The sequence below is a fragment of the Propioniciclava sp. LT294 genome (genome assembly GCF_059516005.1).
Genome location: NZ_JCAKNG010000004.1, coordinates 65640 through 82526 on the forward strand (window position 1 = coordinate 65640; position 16887 = coordinate 82526).

Consider the following 16887-nt stretch of genomic DNA (forward strand, 5'->3'; position numbering starts at 1 on the left):
GGGGAGCCCCCGCTGGGGCGAACGGCTCCAGCGACCTACCCTGAACGCATGGCACCCGAGTCGCGCGACATCAGCAAGAACCCGGTCGCCCGTGCCCCCGAGGTCGGCGGAAACCTGCTGCGCACCCTGCTGGAAACGGCGGTCAACGGCACCTCCACCCTGCCCGGGGCGAAGGCCGCGGCCGCGAAACACCTCGTCAAGCGCGACTCGGTCGAGGACGCGCTCGAATCCCTCGTCCTGACCCACGTGGGCCTGGCCGGCGCCCAGGGCTTCCTGACCAGCCTCGGCGGACTCCCCACCCTCGCCGTCACCCTTCCCGCCAACATCGCCGGGCTGGCGGTGGTCCAGATCCGTCTCATCGCGTCGATCGCCCACCTGCGCGGCTACGACATCGACTCCCGCCAGGTCCGCTCGGCCATGACGCTGTGCCTCCTGGGGCGGGACGGTACCCAGCGGCTCATCGACGACGGCGCCCTGCCGACCACCGCGCTGGCCATCGCGACCGCCCCCGTCTTCGACGACTCGCTCGACAAGCTCATCAGCGAGAAGGTGCTCGGGGAACTCGTCGCCCGCATCGGCGGACGCCGTGCGTCGCTGCTGTTCGCGCGGCGGATCCCGCTGCTGGGCGGCGGCGTCGGCGCCACCATGGACGGCCTCTCGACGATCGAGATCGGCTCCTACGCCCGCGAGGTCTTCGTGAGCCGCCGGCGCCTCACCCGTGGCGACGCGCCGCAGCACGCCTAGTCGACCGGACGCCGCAGGTCCCGCCGCGTGGCCGGGTGGACGCCGAAGTAAGCCGTCGGACCGCCGGCGCGGAGCATCGGCTCCGCACCCACCGTGTCGAAGATGCCGTCCACCAGCAGGCTGTCGTCGATGTGCACCACCACGACCTCCCCGATGGTGAGCACCGCGCCGGTGGGCCGACCGTCCGCCCCCGTGAGGTCGATCTGTTGGCTCACCCGGCACTCGAACGTCACCTTGGCGTCCGCCACCCGCGGCGCCGAGATCAGGTCGGACGCCGCGGCCGCCAGTCCGGCGCGCTCGAACTCGTCGACGTCGGCCGGGGTCGACGAGGCGTTCATGGCGTCGAGCAGGCCGGCCGAGACGAGGTTCCAGGTGAACTCGCCCGTGTCGGCGCAGTTCCGAGCCGTGTGCTTCCACGCGGTGCTGGAGAAGCCGACCAGCGGCGGCGTGTAGTTGAGCGCGTTGAAGAACGAGTACGGCGCGAGGTTGCGGCGTCCGTCGGCCGAGAGCGTGCCGATCCAGCCGATGGGACGCGGTGCGACGATGGCGTTGAAGGGGTCGTGGGGAAGCCCGTGGCCGTCCATCGGCCGGTACGTGTAGGTGCCCATCAGGCCTTGACCGCCCCACGGATGAGCGCCCCCAGCCACGCGGCCTCGCCGGACGGCACCTCCTGCGCCACCGAACGGAGCAACGCCTCGTTGAGCGCGTAGATCCGTCTCGTGGCGTCCGGGGTCGCCGTCGCCACGCCGACCTCGGTGAGTCGCTGCATGTGGTGGCTCACCGTGGGCGCGGTCAGGCCCAGGGCGTCCGCCAGCTCGCGGCCACTGTGGGGCCGGTCCGCGAGCAGGCCCAGGATGCGCAGGCGCGTCGCGTCCGCGATGGTCTTCAACAGGCGCACCTGCTGCTCCAGGTCATTCGACATGCATCAACGTTAGATGTCCGTCGAACGCCGCGCAAACTCAGTGCGGGAACGTGAACTCGCCCACCACGAAGTAGAGCGCGAACAGCGCGGGCAGGACGGTCCCGAGCACGAGCCACGACCGCTCCTTCCCGGTGAACCACGCGACCAACCCCACGACCCCGCCGGCGACCATCGCCAGGAACGCGGGTCCGGTGATCGCGAACAGGGGCACCGGCAGCGCATCGGGTCCGCCCGGGCCGGCGCTCCGGAGCGCGCCCAGGGCGATCGACACCCCCACGAGCAGGGCGAACGCCGCGAGGATCAGCCCCACCGCCCACCAGCCCATCTTCGTGGTGGGCAGGAGCGCGACCCGCTCGTGCCGCAGGTGCAGGTTGTCACCGGCGGCCAGGGCGATGGCGACCAGGGCGACCCCGAAAGCAGCCGTGAAGACCCATGCCCGGATCTCGATGGGCCGGACGAAGAAGGTGCCGATGAGCATCACCACCGCGAGAACACCGACCGCCAGGGCGACTGCGCTGAGCTTGGACCTCACCAGGGTCGACATCGTTCCCACCTCCTCGGGGAACCGCGGTGTCCGGCGCTGCCGGGCACCCGGCGCGCCCATCCTACGCCGCCCAGTAGCGCCCTGACAGGGGAGAACACTCCCCCCGGCTCATGCTTCGGCGACCACCCGGCGGGCGACTCGCGCCGCGATCAGGCACGTCACCTCGTAGGGGATCGTGCCCATGACGTCGGCGAGTTCCTGGACCGCGATCAGGTGTCCTGCCCGGCGTCCGACCAGCACCACCTCGTCGCCGACCGCCACGTCGGCGTCCGGACCGAGGTCGACCATCGACTGGTCCATGCAGACGCGGCCCACCACCGGGCACGAGCGTCCGCCGACCAGGACCCTCCCCCGGTTCGACAGCAGACGCGAGTAGCCGTCCCCGTAGCCGACCGGGATCGTCCCGATGGTCGTGTCGCGTGGCGCCGTCCAGGTTCGGCCATAGCCGACGGTCTCCCCCGCGGCCACGGTCTTCACGAACGAGACCCGTGTGGCCCACTCGAGACCGGGCAGCAGCGGCACGGTGGGATCGGTGTCCGGGTCGGGCAGGGAGCCGTACGCCATGATGCCCGGCCGGACCATGTCGAACCACGACTGGGGGTGCATCAACACACCGCCCGAGTTGGCCAGGTGGGCGATCTCGACGGGCCCGCGGGCCGCGGCCACGGCGTCCACGACCCCGCGGAACCGCTCGACCTGCGCCTGCGTGAACCCACGGCCCGCCTCCGTGTCCGCCACGGGCAGGTGGCTGAACAGCCCGCGCAGGCGCAGGCCCGCGGCGTCCGCCCGTTGCGCCAGCGCCGGGGCGTCGGCGGGCTCGCACCCGATGCGCCGCATGCCGGTGTCCACCTTGAGGTGCACGGACGCCGTGCGTCCCGCCCCGGACGCGATGCGCGCCACTTGGTCGATGGTCGCCGCGGACACCACGGTGAGGTCCACGTCGCGCTCGACGCAGGCCGCGACCTCGGCGTCCGACAGGGCGTGGCTCAGCTTGAGCACCGGCAACCGGACGCCGGCGTCCCGGATCGCGACGGCCTCGTCGGTGGTGGCCACCCCGAGCCAGTCCGCGGCACCGGCCCGCTCGGCCATCCGGGACACCTCGATCGCCCCGTGTCCATAGGCGTCGGCCTTCACCGCGAGCAGGATGAGCCGCTCCCCCACCCGGGCGCGGATGGCGTCGAGGTTGGCGCGGATGTGGTCCAGCCGGGTCGTGGCCGTCGTCGCGTTGAGCACGGTGTCCATTGTCGCGGCCGGTGGCCCGCTCAGAACAGCAGCGAGAGGCCGGGATCGGTCAGGATCGCCGCCACGTCACCCAGGAACCGCGAGGCCTGCTCGCCGTCGAGCACCCGGTGGTCGATGGTGAGCGTGAGCTTGGCCACCGAGCGGATCTCGAGGCGCTCGTCCGCGCCCTCGCCCACCACCCACGGCTTCCGGTTGAACGTGCCCAGGAGCAGGATCGCCGACTCGTGGGGGTTGAGGATCGGGGTACCGCCCTCCACACCGAACACACCCACGTTGGTGATCGTGAACGTGCCATGGGATGCGTCCGCGGGCGTGATCTGCCCCTCGCGCACCTTGGTGACGAGGGCGTTGAGCGCCTGGGCCAGCTCGAGCAGGTTCATCTCGTTGGCCCGCTTGATGTTCGGCACGACGAGTCCGCGCTGGGTCGCCGCGGCGATACCGAGGTTCACGTCGGGGTTGACGATGATCTCCTGGCGCTCCAGGTCCAGCGACGAGTTGACCTCGGGGTGGCGCTCCATCGCGAGGCAGACGGCCTTGGCGAGCACGACGATCGGGCTGATCCGTAGCCCCGCGAACTCGCGGCGGTCCTTGAGCTGCTCGATGAGCTCGACCGTCTTGGTGACGTCGACGTCCATCCAGACCGACGACTGGGGCACCTGCAGCGACGCCTGCATCGCCTGCAGCATCTGCCGCCGGACGCCGCGGACCGGGATCCGCGTGGGGCCGCGCCGTCCGGACGCCTCCCCCACCGCCGCCTGCGCGACATCCATGGGCGAGATGGAACCGTTCGGACCGGTGCCGGCGACCGTGGACAGGTCGAGGCCGAGGTCGCGCGCGAGCCGACGGACGGCCGGCTTGGCGAGCGGACGCCCGGACGGGTCGGTGGGCGCGAGGCCGGTGGCACGCTGCACCCTGCCCGCCTCGGGGCGCGGCAGCGGCGGCTCGAGGGGTTCGTGCTCGATCACGTTGACCCGGTGGTCGCCCTCGGTGCGGTGCCCGGGAGTGTCCCCCAGTCCGTAGCTCTCGTGCACCTGGTCGGTCTGGGGCCCCGGGGTGACCACGCCGCCCTTGCGGGCCCGACGCGCCACGGGCGCGGCCGAGGTGCCGTAGCCGACCAGGATGGAGCCGGAGCCTTCGGACGCCTCGGGTTCCTCCCCATCGCGCTCGCCAGGGGGCGCCGTCGTCGCGGAACCATCGTCGATCCGCGCGATCACGGACCCGATGGGCAGGACGTCACCCTCCGCGGCGAGCAGCTCGGCGATGGTGCCGGCCACCGGGGCCGGCAGCTCGACGAGCGACTTCGCGGTCTCGATCTCGACCACGACCTGGTTCACGACCACCTCGTCGCCGGGCTGGACGAGCCAGGTGACGACCTCGGCCTCCTGCAACCCCTCACCGGGGTCGGGCAGCTTCATCTCGAACATGGGACTCCTAGTGGGCGAGTGATCGGTCGACAGCATCCAGGATGCGGTCGAGGTCGGGCAGATACTTCTTCTCCACACGGCTGGGCGGGTAGGGCAGGTCGTAGCCGCTCACGCGCAGCACGGGCGCCTCGAGTGAATAGAAGCACGACTCCTGGATCCGGGCGGCGATCTCGGCGCCGAGCCCGCCCGACCGGGCGGCCTCGTGCACCACGATGGCGCGTCCGGTCTTCTCCACCGAGGCGCGGATGGCGGCGTCATCCAGCGGGGACAGCGAGCGCAGGTCGATGACCTCCAGCGAGCGGCCCTCGGCGGACGCCGCCAGCGCGGCCTCCACGGACGTCTTCACCATGGGCCCGTAAGCCAGGATGGTGGCGTCGGTGCCCTCCAGGACGACGCGCGCCTCGCCCATCGGCAGCGGCGGTTCGGCCAGGTCGACCTCGCCCTTCTCGTGGTAGCGCCGCTTGGGCTCGAGGAAGACGACGGGGTCGTCCATGGCGATGGCCTGCTGGATCATCCAGTAGGCGTCCAACGGCGTGGACGGCGAGACGACGATCAGGCCGGGGGTCTGGGTGAAGTAGGCCTCGGGGGACTCCGAGTGGTGCTCGATCGCACCGATGGCGCCGCCGTACGGGATCCGGATGACCATCGGCACCGACAGCCGACCCATCGACCGGAACCGCATGCGGGACACCTGCGAGGTGATCTGGTCGAAGGCGGGCCACACGAAACCGTCGAACTGGATCTCGACGACGGGCCGGTAGCCGCGCAGCGCCAACCCGAGTGCGGCGCCGACGATGCCCGACTCGGCGAGGGGTGTGTCGACCACGCGGTGGGTGCCGAAGTCGCGCTGCAGGTGCTCGGTGATCCGGAACACGCCGCCGAGCTTGCCGATGTCCTCCCCGGCGAGCAGCACCTTGGAATCCGCCTCCAGCGCCCGACGCAGGCCCGCATTCAGGGCCTTGGCCATGGTCATCTCCGCCATCAGGACTCCTCGAAGCCGGCCTCGTAGGCCAGGTACTCGTCGCGTTGTTCGGCCAGCCCCGGCGGCAGGGTCGCATAGAGATTGCCCCAGAGGTCCTCCAGTCGGGGCTCAGGCAGGTCCAGAGCGCCCTCCCGCACCCGGACGCCGAACTCCTCGGCCTCGGCATCCAGCGCGTCGAGCCAGGCCTGGTCGATCGCACCGCGTCCGAGCAGGTACTTCTTGACACGTTCGATGGGGTCCTTGGCGCGCCACTCGGCCTCCTCCTCGCGGCGGCGGTACTTGGTGGGGTCGTCGGAGGTGGTGTGCGCCCCCATGCGATACGTGAACGCCTCGATGAAGGCCGGCCCCTCGCCGCGGCGGGCGCGGTCGAGCGCCCACTCGGTCACGGCCTGGACGGCGAGCACGTCGTTGCCGTCGACCCGGACACCCGGGATGCCGAAGCCGAACGCGCGTTGGTACAGCGGGATCCTCGACTGCACCTCGATCGGCTCGGAGATCGCCCACTGGTTGTTCTGGACCAGGAACACCACCGGCGCCTGATAGCTGGAGGCGAACACGAGCGCCTCGCTCACGTCCCCCTGGCTGGTGGCGCCGTCGCCGAAGTAGACCAGCACGGCCCCGTTCTTGTCCCCGTCGTCGTTGCCGACCAGGCCGTCGTAGAGCAGGCCCAGCGCGTAACCCACCGCATGGAGCGCCTGGGTGCCGATGACGAACGAGTAGAGGTGGAAGCGCGTCTCCCGAGGGTCCCAGTCCACCATCGCTGTGCCGCGGAAGGTCTTGAGGAGGTCCAGCGGCTCCACGCCGTGCATCAGGGCCAGCGAGTGCTCGCGATAGGACGGGAACACGTGGTCCAGGGGCGCCACCGCGGCACCCGAGCCCACCTGGGCCGCCTCCTGCCCGAGGCTGGGCGCCCAGAGGCCGAGCTGCCCCTTGCGCTGCAGCGCGGTCGCCTCGGTGTCCAGACGCCGGCCCAGCACCATGGACCGCAGGTTGGCCGCGACGACGGTGTCGTCGTGCGTGAAGGGAAAGGTGTCGTTGTCGAGGCGCTCGCCGGCCGGCGTGAGCAGTTGGATGAATTCCTCACTGCGCTCGATGCGCGTGCCGCCGGGCGTCACCACCGTCTCGGACGCGTCTGGGTTCTCCATGGTCACACCCTCCATCGTACAGTTACGTAACCGTAGGTAAAGTCGCGCGGCCGGGGACGGGCACCGCCCAGGAGTGCAGTGATCATGACGGTGCGGACCCGCGGGCGCCTCCAGGGGACGACACGCCGCCATGGGGGCCTGGCCGCCGGCTCCGCGATGAACGTGTTCACCGGCACGCTGCTGACGCTGCGCCGGCGGTCCGCGTCCGTGTCCATCCGTCTCCTTGGCGTGTCTGGCAACCGGACAGAGGGTGCGCGCCCCCGCTTCCCCACGTCGGCCGCCGAGGCCCGATGCCCCAGTGTCCACCGCCGCCCCGACTGTGTCGAGGCCCGGGCCGCACACCCACCCGTCCGAAGACGCCCCACGACCCGCCGATCCTGCAGACTGGTGACCATGATCCGTGCGGTGGTGTTCGACCTGGGTGGGGTGTTGGCGTCCGGAGAGGGCGTGATCAGCGAGCCGGCCAAGCTGTTGGGGGTCGACGCGGAGCGCTTCGAGGAGCTGTACTGGGCCGGGCGCGACGCGTACGACGCTGGCGCGTCCGACTCCGAATACTGGAAGCCCATCCTCCAGGGCCTCGGCAAGCCGGCCGCCCTGGAGACCGTGCAGCAACTGGCGAGGATGGACGCCGAGGCCTGGCTCCGCATCCGTCCCGAGGCTCGCCGGCTGGTCGCGGACGTGCGGGCCACGGGCCGGACGACCGCCGTCCTGAGCAACGCCCCGTTCAACATCGACAACGCCCTGCTGGACAGCGACTTCGCCGACGACGTCGACTTCTGGTTCATCTCGGCCGCCATGGGGGTCCGCAAACCCGACCAGGGCACCTACCTGCGCGTGGGTGAGGTCCTCGAACTGGAGCCGCACGAGATCTTCTTCGTCGACGACCGCCCCGACAACGTGGCCGGCGCGGAGAGGGCCGGCTGGGTCGCCCACCTGTGGTCCTCGGACGGGGCCACGCGCGGCTGGTTGGAGCAGATCGGCGTCCTCCACCCGTGAACTCCGGCACGCCCTCCTCGTCGGCCTCCCCTCAGGGTGACCCCTGAGAGGAGCTCCCGCATTTCAGGGAGAGTGCCTGTATCGGGGACGCGAATCGCGGTGACAAGCTGGTTTCAACGCCGAACACCAGTTCGGCACTGTCGACAGCAAAGGGGAACACCATGGTCACCCTCGGACTGATCCTGCTCATCATCGGCCTCATCGTGAACACGGGGCTGCCGCTCACCACGATCGGCATCATCCTCATCGTGGTCGGGCTGATCCTCAACCTGGTCCCGCTGGGCGGAAAGCGCATTCGAGTCTGGTGACGACCTCACCCCTGCCGAGCGGGCGGACTCCTTCGGGAGCCGCCCGCTCTTGGCTTGCTCCGACGCCGACCCTCAGCTGCAGGTGGCGACCAGGACCGCCTTGATCGAGTGGAGACGGTTCTCGGCCTGCTCGAACACGATGGACGCCTCGGACTCGAACACCTCGTCGGTGACCTCGAGCTCCTTCATGCCGGTGATGTCGTGCACGAGCCGGGCGGTCGAGGTCTCGAGGTCGTGGAACGCGGGCAGGCAGTGCATGAACTTCGCGTGCGTCCCTGCCAGGCCCATCACCTGCTTGGTCACCCGGTAGGGGGCCAGGACGCGGCAGCGCTCGGCCCACACGCCCTTGGGTTCGCCCATCGAGACCCAGACGTCGGTGTGGACGAAGTCGACACCCCGGGCGTCCTCGATGTCCTCGCTGATCGTGATGCGGGCGCCGGTCTCGCGGGCGATGTCCCGGGCGCCGGCGACCAGATCGGGCGGGGGCGCGAACGCGGCCGGGGAGATCATCCTGACGTCCATGCCCATCATCGCGCCCATGGTCATGAGCGAGTTGCCCGTGTTGAAGCGGGCGTCCCCGAAGTAGGCGAAGGACAGGTCGGACGCAGCGCGCCCGGACGCCTCGAGCATGGTGAACGCGTCGCACAGCGCCTGGGTGGGGTGCCACTCGTCGGTGAGCCCGTTCCAGACCGGGACCGGGGAGAACTCGGCCAGCGTCTCCACGGTGTCCTGCTTGGCTCCGCGGAACTGGATGCCGTCGTACATCCGCGACAGGACGCGCGCGGTGTCGGCGGCCGATTCCTTCGAACCGATGTGCGACCCGGTGGGGTCCAGGAAAGTGGTGGCGGCGCCCTGGTGCCGGGCAGCCACCTCGAAGGCCGCCCGTGTCCGGGTGGAGCCCTTCTCGAAGATCAGCGCGTAGTTCTGGCCCTCCAGGCGTCGCTCCTCGCGTCCTTCCCGTCGGGCGGCCTTCAGCTCGCCGGTCAGGGACACCAGGTGTCCCCACTCGTCGGGGGTGAAATCCACCTCCTTGAGGAAGTCTCGTCCGGTCAACTCGCCCACGCCAAGGTGCCTTTCTGCGAACCGGGGCAGCCTTCGGTCAGGGAGGAGCCCGGGGTCGCCATTCTGCCCCACGTGGGAGGATGATCCCGTGATCATTCGATTCTTGGTCAGCGCCCTGGCCCTGGCCTTCGCCACCTGGCTGCTCCCCGGCATCCGACTGGACCACACCGGCTCACCGACGGACGCCGCCCTCACGATGCTCATCGTCGCCGCGATCTTCGGGCTCGTGAACACGCTGATCAAGCCGCTGTTCGTGTTCTTCACCTCACCGCTGCTGCTCGTCACGCTCGGGCTGTTCCTGCTGGTCATCAACGCCGCACTGCTCATGCTCACGTCGTGGGTCTGCGCCCAGCTCGGCGTGCCGTGGGGCGTCGACGGGTTCTGGAACGCCGTGTGGGGAGCCCTCATCGTGTCCATCGTCAGCTTCATCCTGAACTCGTTCGTCGGTCGTCGCGGCCAGGTCCACAACTGATGAGACCTTCCAGAGGCTCGGGGATCGAGGTCGTCTTCATCTGCTGGGGCAACATCTGCCGCTCCCCCATGGCCGAGCGCGTGGCCCGCGGCTGGGCCGAGCGCGAGGGGCTGGAGGGCGTCCGGTTCACCTCGGCAGGGGTGAGCTCGGAGGAGATCGGCAACCCGATCGATCGCCGTGCGCGTCGGGTCCTGGACGGGGCCGGTTACGACTCCGCGGGGCACCGCGCTCAGCCCATCACGGCGTCCGGGATCAGGGAGGCCGACCTCGTCATCGGACTGGAGGAGCTGCACCTCGACCGGATGCGCCGCTTGGTCCCGGACGCCACGAACCTCCACCTGCTCACCGACTTCGATCCCGACGCGGAGCCCGGCTCCGGCATCGACGATCCGTGGTACGGGGACGCCGAGGGCTTCCTCGACACCCTCGCGGCCGTCGAGGCCGCCATGCCCGGCGTGCTCGGACGGGTACGGCAGTTGCAGCGACGTTAGGATGGCCTCATGCACATCCTCGTGGTGGACGACGACCAGGCCGTCCGTGACTCGCTGAAGCGCTCGCTCCAGTACAGCGGGTACGAGGTTGCGTCCGCCAACGACGGCATCGAGGCCCTCGCCCACCTGTCCGCGCACAAGGTCGACGCGGTGGTGATGGACGTCATGATGCCCCGCCTCGACGGGCTCGAGACCACGCGCATGCTGCGCGGTCAGGGCAACGACGTGCCGATCCTCGTCCTCACGGCACGCGACGCCGTGGGCGACCGGGTCGACGGCCTGGACGCCGGCGCCGACGACTACATGGCCAAGCCGTTCGCGCTCGACGAGCTGATGGCCCGCCTGCGCGCCCTCACCCGGCGCAGCCGCCCCGAGAGCGAGGACGCCTCCGCCCCCACCGAGAGCCAACTGCTCACGTTCGAGGACCTCCGCGTCGACCTGAACACCCGCGAGGTCACCCGGGGCGGACGCCGCATCTCCCTGACGCGAACCGAGTTCGCGCTCCTCCAGACGTTCATGGAGCACCCGCGCAAGGTGCTCGAGCGCTCCTGGCTGCTGAACGAGGTCTGGGGCTTCGAGTTCCCGACGACGGCGAACTCCCTGGAGGTCTACATCGGCTACCTGCGCCGCAAGACCGAGGGTGAGGGCGCCTCCCGCCTCATCCACACCGTCCGCGGCATCGGGTACGTGCTGCGCGAGACGGCCCCGTGAGCCGCCTGCGCAACCTCTTCTCCGCCGCTCACCGCCCCCTGCAGGACCGGCTCGCCATCCTGATCGCCTCGGCGGTGGCCGCGGCCGTGGCCGCCACGGGCCTGGCCGCCTACGCCATGACGCTGCTGACCGTCTACGACCAGCTCGACAACGAGCTCGTGGACGTGGCCTCCATCACGTCCGGCACCGTGTCGGAGGACCTGGAGAACATGGGGGGCATCGACACCACCACCTGGCGCGCCGCGAACGTCATCATCATGTTGATCCGGGCCGACACCCACCAGATCACGCAGCCCGGCCGGCAGACCACGCTCGTCCTCGGCCCCGGGGAACTGGCGATCGCGAAGACCTCGCAGGGCTGGTCGTCCCGCACGGGCGTGGACTCCACCGGTGTCCCCACGCGCATCGTCGCCGTTCCCCTCGTCCACCAGAACGAGCACTGGGCGCTGGTGCTCGGGCGCCCGCTGTCGACCACGAGTGCCGTCCTGCAGTCGACCGGCCTGTCCCTGCTCCTGTTCGGTGGACTGGGGGCGGCTGTCGCCGCGGCGGTCGGCTACGTCATCGCCAAGTCCGGGATGGCGCCGATCCGCCACCTCTCCGACGCCGTGCTCAACATCACCGCGACCAACAAGCTGATCCCGATCGACGTGTCCGGTGAGGACGAGGTCGCCGACCTCGGCCGGTCGTTCAACCGCATGCTCAACGCGCTGGAGAGCTCACGCGAGCGCCAGAAGCGCCTCATCGCCGACGCGGGACACGAACTCCGGACGCCGCTCACCTCGATGCGCACCAACGTCGAGCTGCTGGTCGCGGACGAGCGCCAGCACATGCTGCCCGAGGGAGCCCGGGCCGAGATCCTGCGCGACGTCGCCGCCCAGCTCGGCGAGTTCACCCAACTGGTGGGTGACCTCGTGCAGTTGAGCCGTGAGGACGCCGTCCAGCCCGCCCCCGAGCCGGTCGACCTGCGCGACATCATCGAGAGCGCCCTGGCACGGGTGAAGCGGCGCGGCCCGGGGATCACCTGGAACGTGAAGCTCGAGCCGCTGTACCTCGTCGGTGAGCCGGACGCTCTGGAGCGGGCCTACACGAACCTGTTGGACAACGCGGTCAAGTTCTCCCCACCCGACGGCACGATCACGGTGGAACTGATCGGCGACCGGTTCCGGGTGGCCGACCAGGGCGAGGGGATCGCCGAGGAGGACCTCCCCCACGTCTTCGAACGATTCTTCCGCTCCGACCACGCCCGGACGACACCCGGTTCCGGCCTGGGGCTGTCGATCGTCGCGCAGACCATCCAGGCCCACGGCGGCTGGGTCAAGGCGGGCCGTGCCCCCGAAGGGGGCGCGGAGTTCATCACGCGCCTGCCGGGGTCACCCGTCCCCCTCGACGAGGAGTTGGACGAAGAAGAACTGGAGTCTCCCTACACCGACTGACCGGACCCTGTGCACAAGTCCGTGGATGAAGGACGCCCTTCACTTTAACTTCCTCTTGACTAGGGGGTTCCTTGCCACTCTCGGCAGGACAGGGAAGGACAGGGTGCCCTTACCCCGGGGTTGTGCACAAGCTGTGCACACCTGCCCGGAGTCGATCAGCCCAGCGGGAATCGACCCAGCACGCGGCAGGCCCCCGTCTCCCACCAGGTCAGGACGAGTTCCTCGACGAGCACACGGGCCGGCAGCGCTCCGGCGACAGCGCCGGCGGTCGACTCGAGCGTGACCCCCGGCCCCAGCCGGTCGAGTGTCATGTGCGGGACCGGCTCGAACCGCCCCCAATAGGGCACCACATCCGGCAGCATCTCCCGAGCCGTTCGGGTCAGGGCCGCCAGGGATTCCGCCGGCTCGGGGACGAGATGGATCGTGCCGTCGGCGAACACCCCCACCCGTTCCAGTGCGAAGGAGAAGGGAGTGGCGGTCGCGGCCACGGCGGCGGCGACGTGGACGTCGTCGGGGAAAGGGGCCAGCACGGTCACGTGCGCGTGCGGGAAGCCGGGATCCACAGCAAGGAAGCCCGGGTCGTAGTGGGCCGTCCGCCCCCGGACCCACGGCTCGAGGGCGGGGACGGCCAGCGCCAGGACGCCGTGGCCCCGCCACATCCCCCCGGAAAAGCCGGACGCCGCGGCTCGCATGAGCCGCGGCGTCCAGTGGGAGTCGTTGTCAGCCAACCGTGATGTTGGTCGCCTGGAGGCCCTTGGGGCCCTGCTCGGTGTCGAACTCCACCTTGTCGCCCTCGTTGAGCGAGCGGAACCCGCGCGAGTTGATGGCGGTGTAGTGGGCGAAGACGTCGGCGGAGCCGTCGTCGGGAGAGATGAAGCCGTAGCCCTTGTCAGCGTTGAACCACTTGACGGTTCCGGTGGCCATGTTTCCTGCTTTCGTGATGTGATGCCTGCCCCCGGGGCCGGGAGCGCTTGGGGTGACGCTCGAACTTCTGCAACACGGGGACCGTACGCGAGAACTACCAACCTCAACCGCAACCAACCCTACACGCCTCCACCCCCCCGACGTCCATCGGAGCGACCCTTCTCGGCCGAGTTGCACCCACTGCCGCCCATGTGTTCCCCCAGAACCTCTGGACAATGCGCACAAGAGGCATAGAGTCGGAAGTGACCACCTCCGCACCGGGGCGATGCTTCCCCCGTCCCGGCCAACACGAGGGATTCTGATGCAGCGCGTTCAGGGCGACCCCCCGCCGTTCGGGCCACGACGTCCCCGGGGACGTCACCCTCGGCTGCTGGTCGCCCTGATGACGGCCGCCTGCGTCACCGTGCCCCTCGCCGGCGTGTCCGGCCAGGGCGCGAACGCGGCGCCTGTGCCCTCCACGGGCGAGTCCCCCGCCGAGGCAGAGCTGCGGAGCACGGCCGGCGCGTGGTGGTCCAGCGAGCGCACGTCACGGGCCGAGACCGCCCTGCGCCACAGCATGATCAGCTTCGGCGGCGGCGATGACCCCGACGAGGTGCCGACGGTGGTGCTGCCCGGAGAGGGCTCGTTCCTCATCCCCCCGATGAACGTGAACCTGCCGTTCGGTGTCCAGTACCCCGACGCGACCACGCGCGCGCTGCCGGCCCCATCGCGCTTCGTGTCCCCTGTGCCCGGCCCGGTGACGTCACCCTTCGGCCCCCGGTTCCACCCGATCCTGCACTACGTCCGCAACCACAACGGGGTGGACATGACCGCCGCCTGCGGCACGCCGGTCGTCGCGATGACCGACGGCACCATCACCCGTTCCGCCGAAGCAGGTGGCTACGGCCTCCTCGTCGAGGTCGACCATGGGACGGTCGATGAGGACAGGATGAGCAGCCGCTACGCGCACCTGTCGGTCCTGGGAGTCCAGGTCGGCCAGCGCGTCGCCAAGGGCCAACAGATCGGCCTCGCCGGGACGACCGGCCTGTCCACCGGATGCCACCTGCACTTCGAGGTGCTCGTCAACGGCGCCTTCGTCGACCCGGTCTCGGTGCTCAGCGGTTCGCCCTATGCCCGGCTCGACACCCCGATGGTGCCGTGGACGCCGGATTCTCTCCCCCGCCGGACCCCCACCGAGCGCGGCCCCCTCCCCAGTCTGGACGAGGTGCCCCTGGTGCCTGCCGCGTCGGCGCTGCAGCCCGTCCCGGCTCCCGAGCCCACACCGGAGCCGACCGCCACACCAGAGCCGACGGCCACACCCGGGCCGTCCGCCACTCCAGACCCCACCGCGACGGCGGATCCCACACCGGGCAGCGAGCCGACCCCGACGCCGGACCCCACGGCGACGCCCGACCCCACACCCACGCCCGACCCCACGGCGACCCCAACACCGGAACCGGAACCCACGCCGGACCCCACGGTGACGCCGGACCCCACACCCACGCCCGACCCCACGGCCAGCTCGACCCCCGAGGCGACCCCGACAGCGACATCCACTCCGACCGCGGAACCCACGCCGACCCCGACCCCCGAGGCGACCCCGACCCCCGAGGCGACCCCGACAGCGACATCCACGGCGACCGCGGAACCCACGCCGAGGCCGGCGAGCGAGCCGACCCCCACCCCGAGCGCGACCCCCGCTCCGTCGGCGTCCCCGACCCGTGAGCCCGGCCTCGGCGAGTCGACCGAGACCCCCACCCCTTCCGCGACTCCGGAGCCCTGAAACCCGCGCTGACCTCGGCCTGGCCGGGAGTAGCATGCGCCCATGGCGGAGACACGCAAGCATCGCGTCGAGGTTCGTGACGAACTGGACAAGGCGATCCAGGCGGCTCTCGGGGCCCCCGTGCGACCGCAGGAGCCGGGCGCCCGGGCCGAGCCGGAGGCCAGCGGGGCCGCCGAGCCCACGGCGTCCGACACCGTGAAGCCCCACACCACCCCGTTCATCACCCCCGGCAGCACCATGGGCGGATTCACCTTCGCTACGCCCACCCCGACGAAGAAGAACTGAGGCCATCCGTGCAGGTCGAGTGGTGGAGCATCATCCCGTTCGTCTTCTTGCTGCTGTCGATCGCGATCCTGCCCCTGGTTCCCGCCACGGCGCACGCCTGGGAACGCAACTCCACCAAACTGGCCGTCGCCCTGGCCTGTGGCCTCCCGGTGGCCGCGTGGTTCGTGCTGGCCGGCCACGGCGGTGAGGTCGTCCACGCGCTCTGGGAGTACGTCCAGTTCATCTGCCTGTTGTTCGCCCTGTTCGTGGTCTCCGGCGGCATCTTCCTGGCCGGCGACATCCGCGCGACGCCGCGCAACAACACGATCTTCCTCGCGGTGGGCGGGGCGATCGCCTCCTTCATCGGGACGACCGGCGCCGCCATGCTCCTCATCCGGCCGCTGCTCAACACCAACCGCGAGCGCAAGAACAAGGTCCACACCGTGGTGTTCACGATCTTCATCGTGGCCAACTGCGGCGGCCTGCTGACACCGTTGGGGGATCCGCCCCTGTTCCTCGGCTTCCTGCGAGGGGTCCCGTTCCAGTGGACCTTCTCCCTGTGGCCGATGTGGCTGGTGGTCAACCTCCTGCTCCTGGCCACCTATCACGGCCTGGACCGCCGGGCCTACGCCCGCGAGGACGAGGCCTCGATCACGTGGGACGACACCTCCCAGTCGCCGCTGCGCATCGTCGGGAAGGTGCACTTCCTGTTCTTCGCCGTGGTGATCCTGGCCGTCGCGTTCGTCCCCTCGCTGGATCTCCACGCCCTCGAGGAGGGCAGCGCCACCTGGGCGCAGGTGGTCCCGTGGCGTGAACTGGTGTTCCTGGGCGCCGCGGCCGCTTCCCACCTCGTGGGCGATCGCGAGGTGCGCTTCGTCAACAACCAGTTCTCCTGGACCCCCATCGCCGAGGTCGCCGCGTTGTTCATCGGCATCTTCCTGGCGATGATCCCGGCGCTGAACTACCTCGGCCAGATCGCTCCGCGCCTGCCGCTCGGCGAAGTCACGTTCTTCCTGTTCTCGGGTGGTCTCTCGGCGTTCCTCGACAACGCACCGACCTATGCCACGTTCTACGAGATGGCGTCCCAGCTGCCCGGCGACCCGCGGGTCGGCTTCGCCCCGGGCATCCCCGAGGCCTACCTGGCATCGATCTCGCTGGGTTCGGTGCTCTGCGGCGCCGTCACCTACATCGGCAACGGACCGAACTTCATGGTCAAGGCCGTGGCGGACGACGCCGGCGTCATGATGCCGTCCTTCGGTGGGTACATCGGCTGGTCAGTCCGCCACCTCGTCCCCACCCTCGCCGCCATGGCGCTGATCTTCCTCGCCGACGGCCCCCTCTGGATCGCGCTCGGCCTCGCCCTCGCCGTGGGCATCGTCGTCCGCGCCTTCCTGCCGGTCCGCACCCCTTCGGTGCTCGCGCCTTCCCCCACGCGCTGAGGCGCGCCGCCGCCACCACACG

At 70.4% G+C, this 16887-nt stretch carries 20 protein-coding genes; 10 read left to right on the forward strand and 10 right to left on the reverse strand.

The features are described from left to right. Positions 1-48 precede the first annotated feature (48 nt). Positions 49-744: a hypothetical protein gene (locus AC5YDA_RS06720; protein WP_496189804.1), complete on the forward strand. Its 696-nt coding sequence runs from the start codon at positions 49-51 to the stop codon at positions 742-744. Here the strand turns inward: AC5YDA_RS06720 and AC5YDA_RS06725 are convergent. The 7 genes from AC5YDA_RS06725 to pdhA form a co-directional block, all read right to left on the reverse strand. Next, the gene (locus tag AC5YDA_RS06725) at positions 741-1352 is read right to left on the reverse strand and encodes a flavin reductase family protein (protein ID WP_496189805.1); all 612 of its coding nucleotides are present in this window, start codon (positions 1350-1352) and stop codon (positions 741-743) included. The genes AC5YDA_RS06720 and AC5YDA_RS06725 overlap by 4 nt on opposite strands. Further along, positions 1352-1666 carry an ArsR/SmtB family transcription factor gene (locus AC5YDA_RS06730; RefSeq protein WP_496189806.1) on the reverse strand — a complete coding sequence of 105 codons (315 nt, stop codon included), beginning with the start codon at positions 1664-1666 and terminating at the stop codon, positions 1352-1354. Before AC5YDA_RS06730 ends, AC5YDA_RS06725 begins: the two co-directional genes overlap by 1 nt. Before the next feature lie 37 nt (positions 1667-1703). Beyond that, the gene (locus AC5YDA_RS06735; RefSeq protein WP_496189807.1) at positions 1704-2210 is read right to left on the reverse strand and encodes a hypothetical protein; all 507 of its coding nucleotides are present in this window, start codon (positions 2208-2210) and stop codon (positions 1704-1706) included. Between the two features lie 108 nt (positions 2211-2318). Then, positions 2319-3452, reverse strand: coding sequence for an alanine racemase (gene alr / locus AC5YDA_RS06740; protein WP_496189808.1), 1134 nt, complete (start codon positions 3450-3452; stop codon positions 2319-2321). Between the two features lie 20 nt (positions 3453-3472). Next, a complete protein-coding gene (locus tag AC5YDA_RS06745; protein WP_496189809.1) occupies positions 3473-4876 on the reverse strand; it encodes a dihydrolipoamide acetyltransferase family protein in 1404 nt (467 codons plus the stop codon). Positions 4877-4883: 7 nt separating this feature from the next. Continuing rightward, a complete protein-coding gene (locus AC5YDA_RS06750) occupies positions 4884-5858 on the reverse strand; it encodes an alpha-ketoacid dehydrogenase subunit beta (protein WP_496189810.1) in 975 nt (324 codons plus the stop codon). Then, entirely contained in the window at positions 5858-7003 is a 1146-nt protein-coding gene (gene pdhA / locus AC5YDA_RS06755) for a pyruvate dehydrogenase (acetyl-transferring) E1 component subunit alpha (RefSeq protein WP_496189811.1), read from the reverse strand. Before pdhA ends, AC5YDA_RS06750 begins: the two co-directional genes overlap by 1 nt. Before the next feature lie 393 nt (positions 7004-7396). Here pdhA and AC5YDA_RS06760 point away from each other — a divergent pair, with 393 nt between their 5' ends. Continuing rightward, positions 7397-7999 carry an HAD family hydrolase gene (locus AC5YDA_RS06760; protein ID WP_496189812.1) on the forward strand — a complete coding sequence of 201 codons (603 nt, stop codon included), beginning with the start codon at positions 7397-7399 and terminating at the stop codon, positions 7997-7999. Positions 8000-8160: 161 nt separating this feature from the next. Then, on the forward strand, positions 8161-8307 hold the full coding sequence (locus tag AC5YDA_RS06765) for a hypothetical protein (protein ID WP_496189813.1): 147 nt from the start codon (positions 8161-8163) through the stop codon (positions 8305-8307). A gap of 72 nt (positions 8308-8379) precedes the next feature. On the opposite strand, the gene argF is transcribed toward AC5YDA_RS06765, so the two are convergent. Next, the gene (gene argF / locus AC5YDA_RS06770; RefSeq protein ID WP_496189814.1) at positions 8380-9369 is read right to left on the reverse strand and encodes an ornithine carbamoyltransferase; all 990 of its coding nucleotides are present in this window, start codon (positions 9367-9369) and stop codon (positions 8380-8382) included. Positions 9370-9457: 88 nt separating this feature from the next. Between argF and AC5YDA_RS06775 the strand changes: the two genes are divergently transcribed. Genes AC5YDA_RS06775 through AC5YDA_RS06790 form a run of 4 tightly spaced genes read left to right on the forward strand, consistent with a single transcriptional unit; the run spans position 9458 to position 12476 of the window. Beyond that, complete coding sequence (locus AC5YDA_RS06775) at positions 9458-9841, forward strand: phage holin family protein (RefSeq protein WP_496192913.1); 384 nt, start codon at positions 9458-9460, stop codon at positions 9839-9841. Beyond that, positions 9841-10332: a low molecular weight protein-tyrosine-phosphatase gene (locus AC5YDA_RS06780; RefSeq protein WP_496189816.1), complete on the forward strand. Its 492-nt coding sequence runs from the start codon at positions 9841-9843 to the stop codon at positions 10330-10332. Before AC5YDA_RS06775 ends, AC5YDA_RS06780 begins: the two co-directional genes overlap by 1 nt. Before the next feature lie 9 nt (positions 10333-10341). Beyond that, a complete protein-coding gene (locus AC5YDA_RS06785; protein ID WP_496189817.1) occupies positions 10342-11043 on the forward strand; it encodes a response regulator transcription factor in 702 nt (233 codons plus the stop codon). After that, complete coding sequence (locus AC5YDA_RS06790) at positions 11040-12476, forward strand: sensor histidine kinase (RefSeq protein ID WP_496189818.1); 1437 nt, start codon at positions 11040-11042, stop codon at positions 12474-12476. Before AC5YDA_RS06785 ends, AC5YDA_RS06790 begins: the two co-directional genes overlap by 4 nt. Before the next feature lie 155 nt (positions 12477-12631). Here AC5YDA_RS06790 and AC5YDA_RS06795 read toward each other — a convergent pair whose 3' ends face one another. Together AC5YDA_RS06795 and AC5YDA_RS06800 are read right to left on the reverse strand one after the other, a co-directional pair. Beyond that, positions 12632-13204 (reverse strand): 2'-5' RNA ligase family protein, encoded by a 573-nt coding sequence (locus AC5YDA_RS06795; RefSeq protein WP_496192914.1) that lies wholly within the window; start codon positions 13202-13204, stop codon positions 12632-12634. Next, positions 13197-13400 carry a cold-shock protein gene (locus AC5YDA_RS06800; RefSeq protein WP_496189820.1) on the reverse strand — a complete coding sequence of 68 codons (204 nt, stop codon included), beginning with the start codon at positions 13398-13400 and terminating at the stop codon, positions 13197-13199. The genes AC5YDA_RS06795 and AC5YDA_RS06800 overlap by 8 nt, the downstream gene beginning before the upstream one ends. Before the next feature lie 301 nt (positions 13401-13701). Between AC5YDA_RS06800 and AC5YDA_RS06805 the strand changes: the two genes are divergently transcribed. Genes AC5YDA_RS06805 through AC5YDA_RS06815 form a run of 3 tightly spaced genes read left to right on the forward strand, consistent with a single transcriptional unit; the run spans position 13702 to position 16865 of the window. Then, positions 13702-15162, forward strand: a complete 1461-nt coding sequence (locus AC5YDA_RS06805) for a M23 family metallopeptidase (RefSeq protein WP_496189821.1) — start codon at positions 13702-13704, stop codon at positions 15160-15162. A 42-nt stretch (positions 15163-15204) separates the two neighbouring features. After that, on the forward strand, positions 15205-15447 hold the full coding sequence (locus AC5YDA_RS06810; protein WP_496189822.1) for a hypothetical protein: 243 nt from the start codon (positions 15205-15207) through the stop codon (positions 15445-15447). 8 nt (positions 15448-15455) lie between these two features. Beyond that, positions 15456-16865: a sodium:proton antiporter gene (locus AC5YDA_RS06815; RefSeq protein WP_496189823.1), complete on the forward strand. Its 1410-nt coding sequence runs from the start codon at positions 15456-15458 to the stop codon at positions 16863-16865. Positions 16866-16887: the final 22 nt, after the last annotated feature.

Bases quoted from the DNA above. Each gene is read 5' to 3' on its own strand.
- AC5YDA_RS06720 (WP_496189804.1), top strand. From the start codon at position 49: ATGGCACCCGAGTCGCGCGACATCAGCAAGAACCCGGTCGCCCGTGCC.
- AC5YDA_RS06725 (WP_496189805.1), bottom strand. From the start codon at position 1,352: ATGGGCACCTACACGTACCGGCCGATGGACGGCCACGGGCTTCCCCAC.
- AC5YDA_RS06730 (WP_496189806.1), bottom strand. From the start codon at position 1,666: ATGTCGAATGACCTGGAGCAGCAGGTGCGCCTGTTGAAGACCATCGCG.
- AC5YDA_RS06735 (WP_496189807.1), bottom strand. From the start codon at position 2,210: ATGTCGACCCTGGTGAGGTCCAAGCTCAGCGCAGTCGCCCTGGCGGTC.
- alr (WP_496189808.1), bottom strand. From the start codon at position 3,452: ATGGACACCGTGCTCAACGCGACGACGGCCACGACCCGGCTGGACCAC.
- AC5YDA_RS06745 (WP_496189809.1), bottom strand. From the start codon at position 4,876: ATGTTCGAGATGAAGCTGCCCGACCCCGGTGAGGGGTTGCAGGAGGCC.
- AC5YDA_RS06750 (WP_496189810.1), bottom strand. From the start codon at position 5,858: ATGGCGGAGATGACCATGGCCAAGGCCCTGAATGCGGGCCTGCGTCGG.
- pdhA (WP_496189811.1), bottom strand. From the start codon at position 7,003: ATGGAGAACCCAGACGCGTCCGAGACGGTGGTGACGCCCGGCGGCACG.
- AC5YDA_RS06760 (WP_496189812.1), top strand. From the start codon at position 7,397: ATGATCCGTGCGGTGGTGTTCGACCTGGGTGGGGTGTTGGCGTCCGGA.
- AC5YDA_RS06765 (WP_496189813.1), top strand. From the start codon at position 8,161: ATGGTCACCCTCGGACTGATCCTGCTCATCATCGGCCTCATCGTGAAC.
- AC5YDA_RS06780 (WP_496189816.1), top strand. From the start codon at position 9,841: ATGAGACCTTCCAGAGGCTCGGGGATCGAGGTCGTCTTCATCTGCTGG.
- AC5YDA_RS06785 (WP_496189817.1), top strand. From the start codon at position 10,342: ATGCACATCCTCGTGGTGGACGACGACCAGGCCGTCCGTGACTCGCTG.
- AC5YDA_RS06800 (WP_496189820.1), bottom strand. From the start codon at position 13,400: ATGGCCACCGGAACCGTCAAGTGGTTCAACGCTGACAAGGGCTACGGC.
- AC5YDA_RS06805 (WP_496189821.1), top strand. From the start codon at position 13,702: ATGCAGCGCGTTCAGGGCGACCCCCCGCCGTTCGGGCCACGACGTCCC.
- AC5YDA_RS06810 (WP_496189822.1), top strand. From the start codon at position 15,205: ATGGCGGAGACACGCAAGCATCGCGTCGAGGTTCGTGACGAACTGGAC.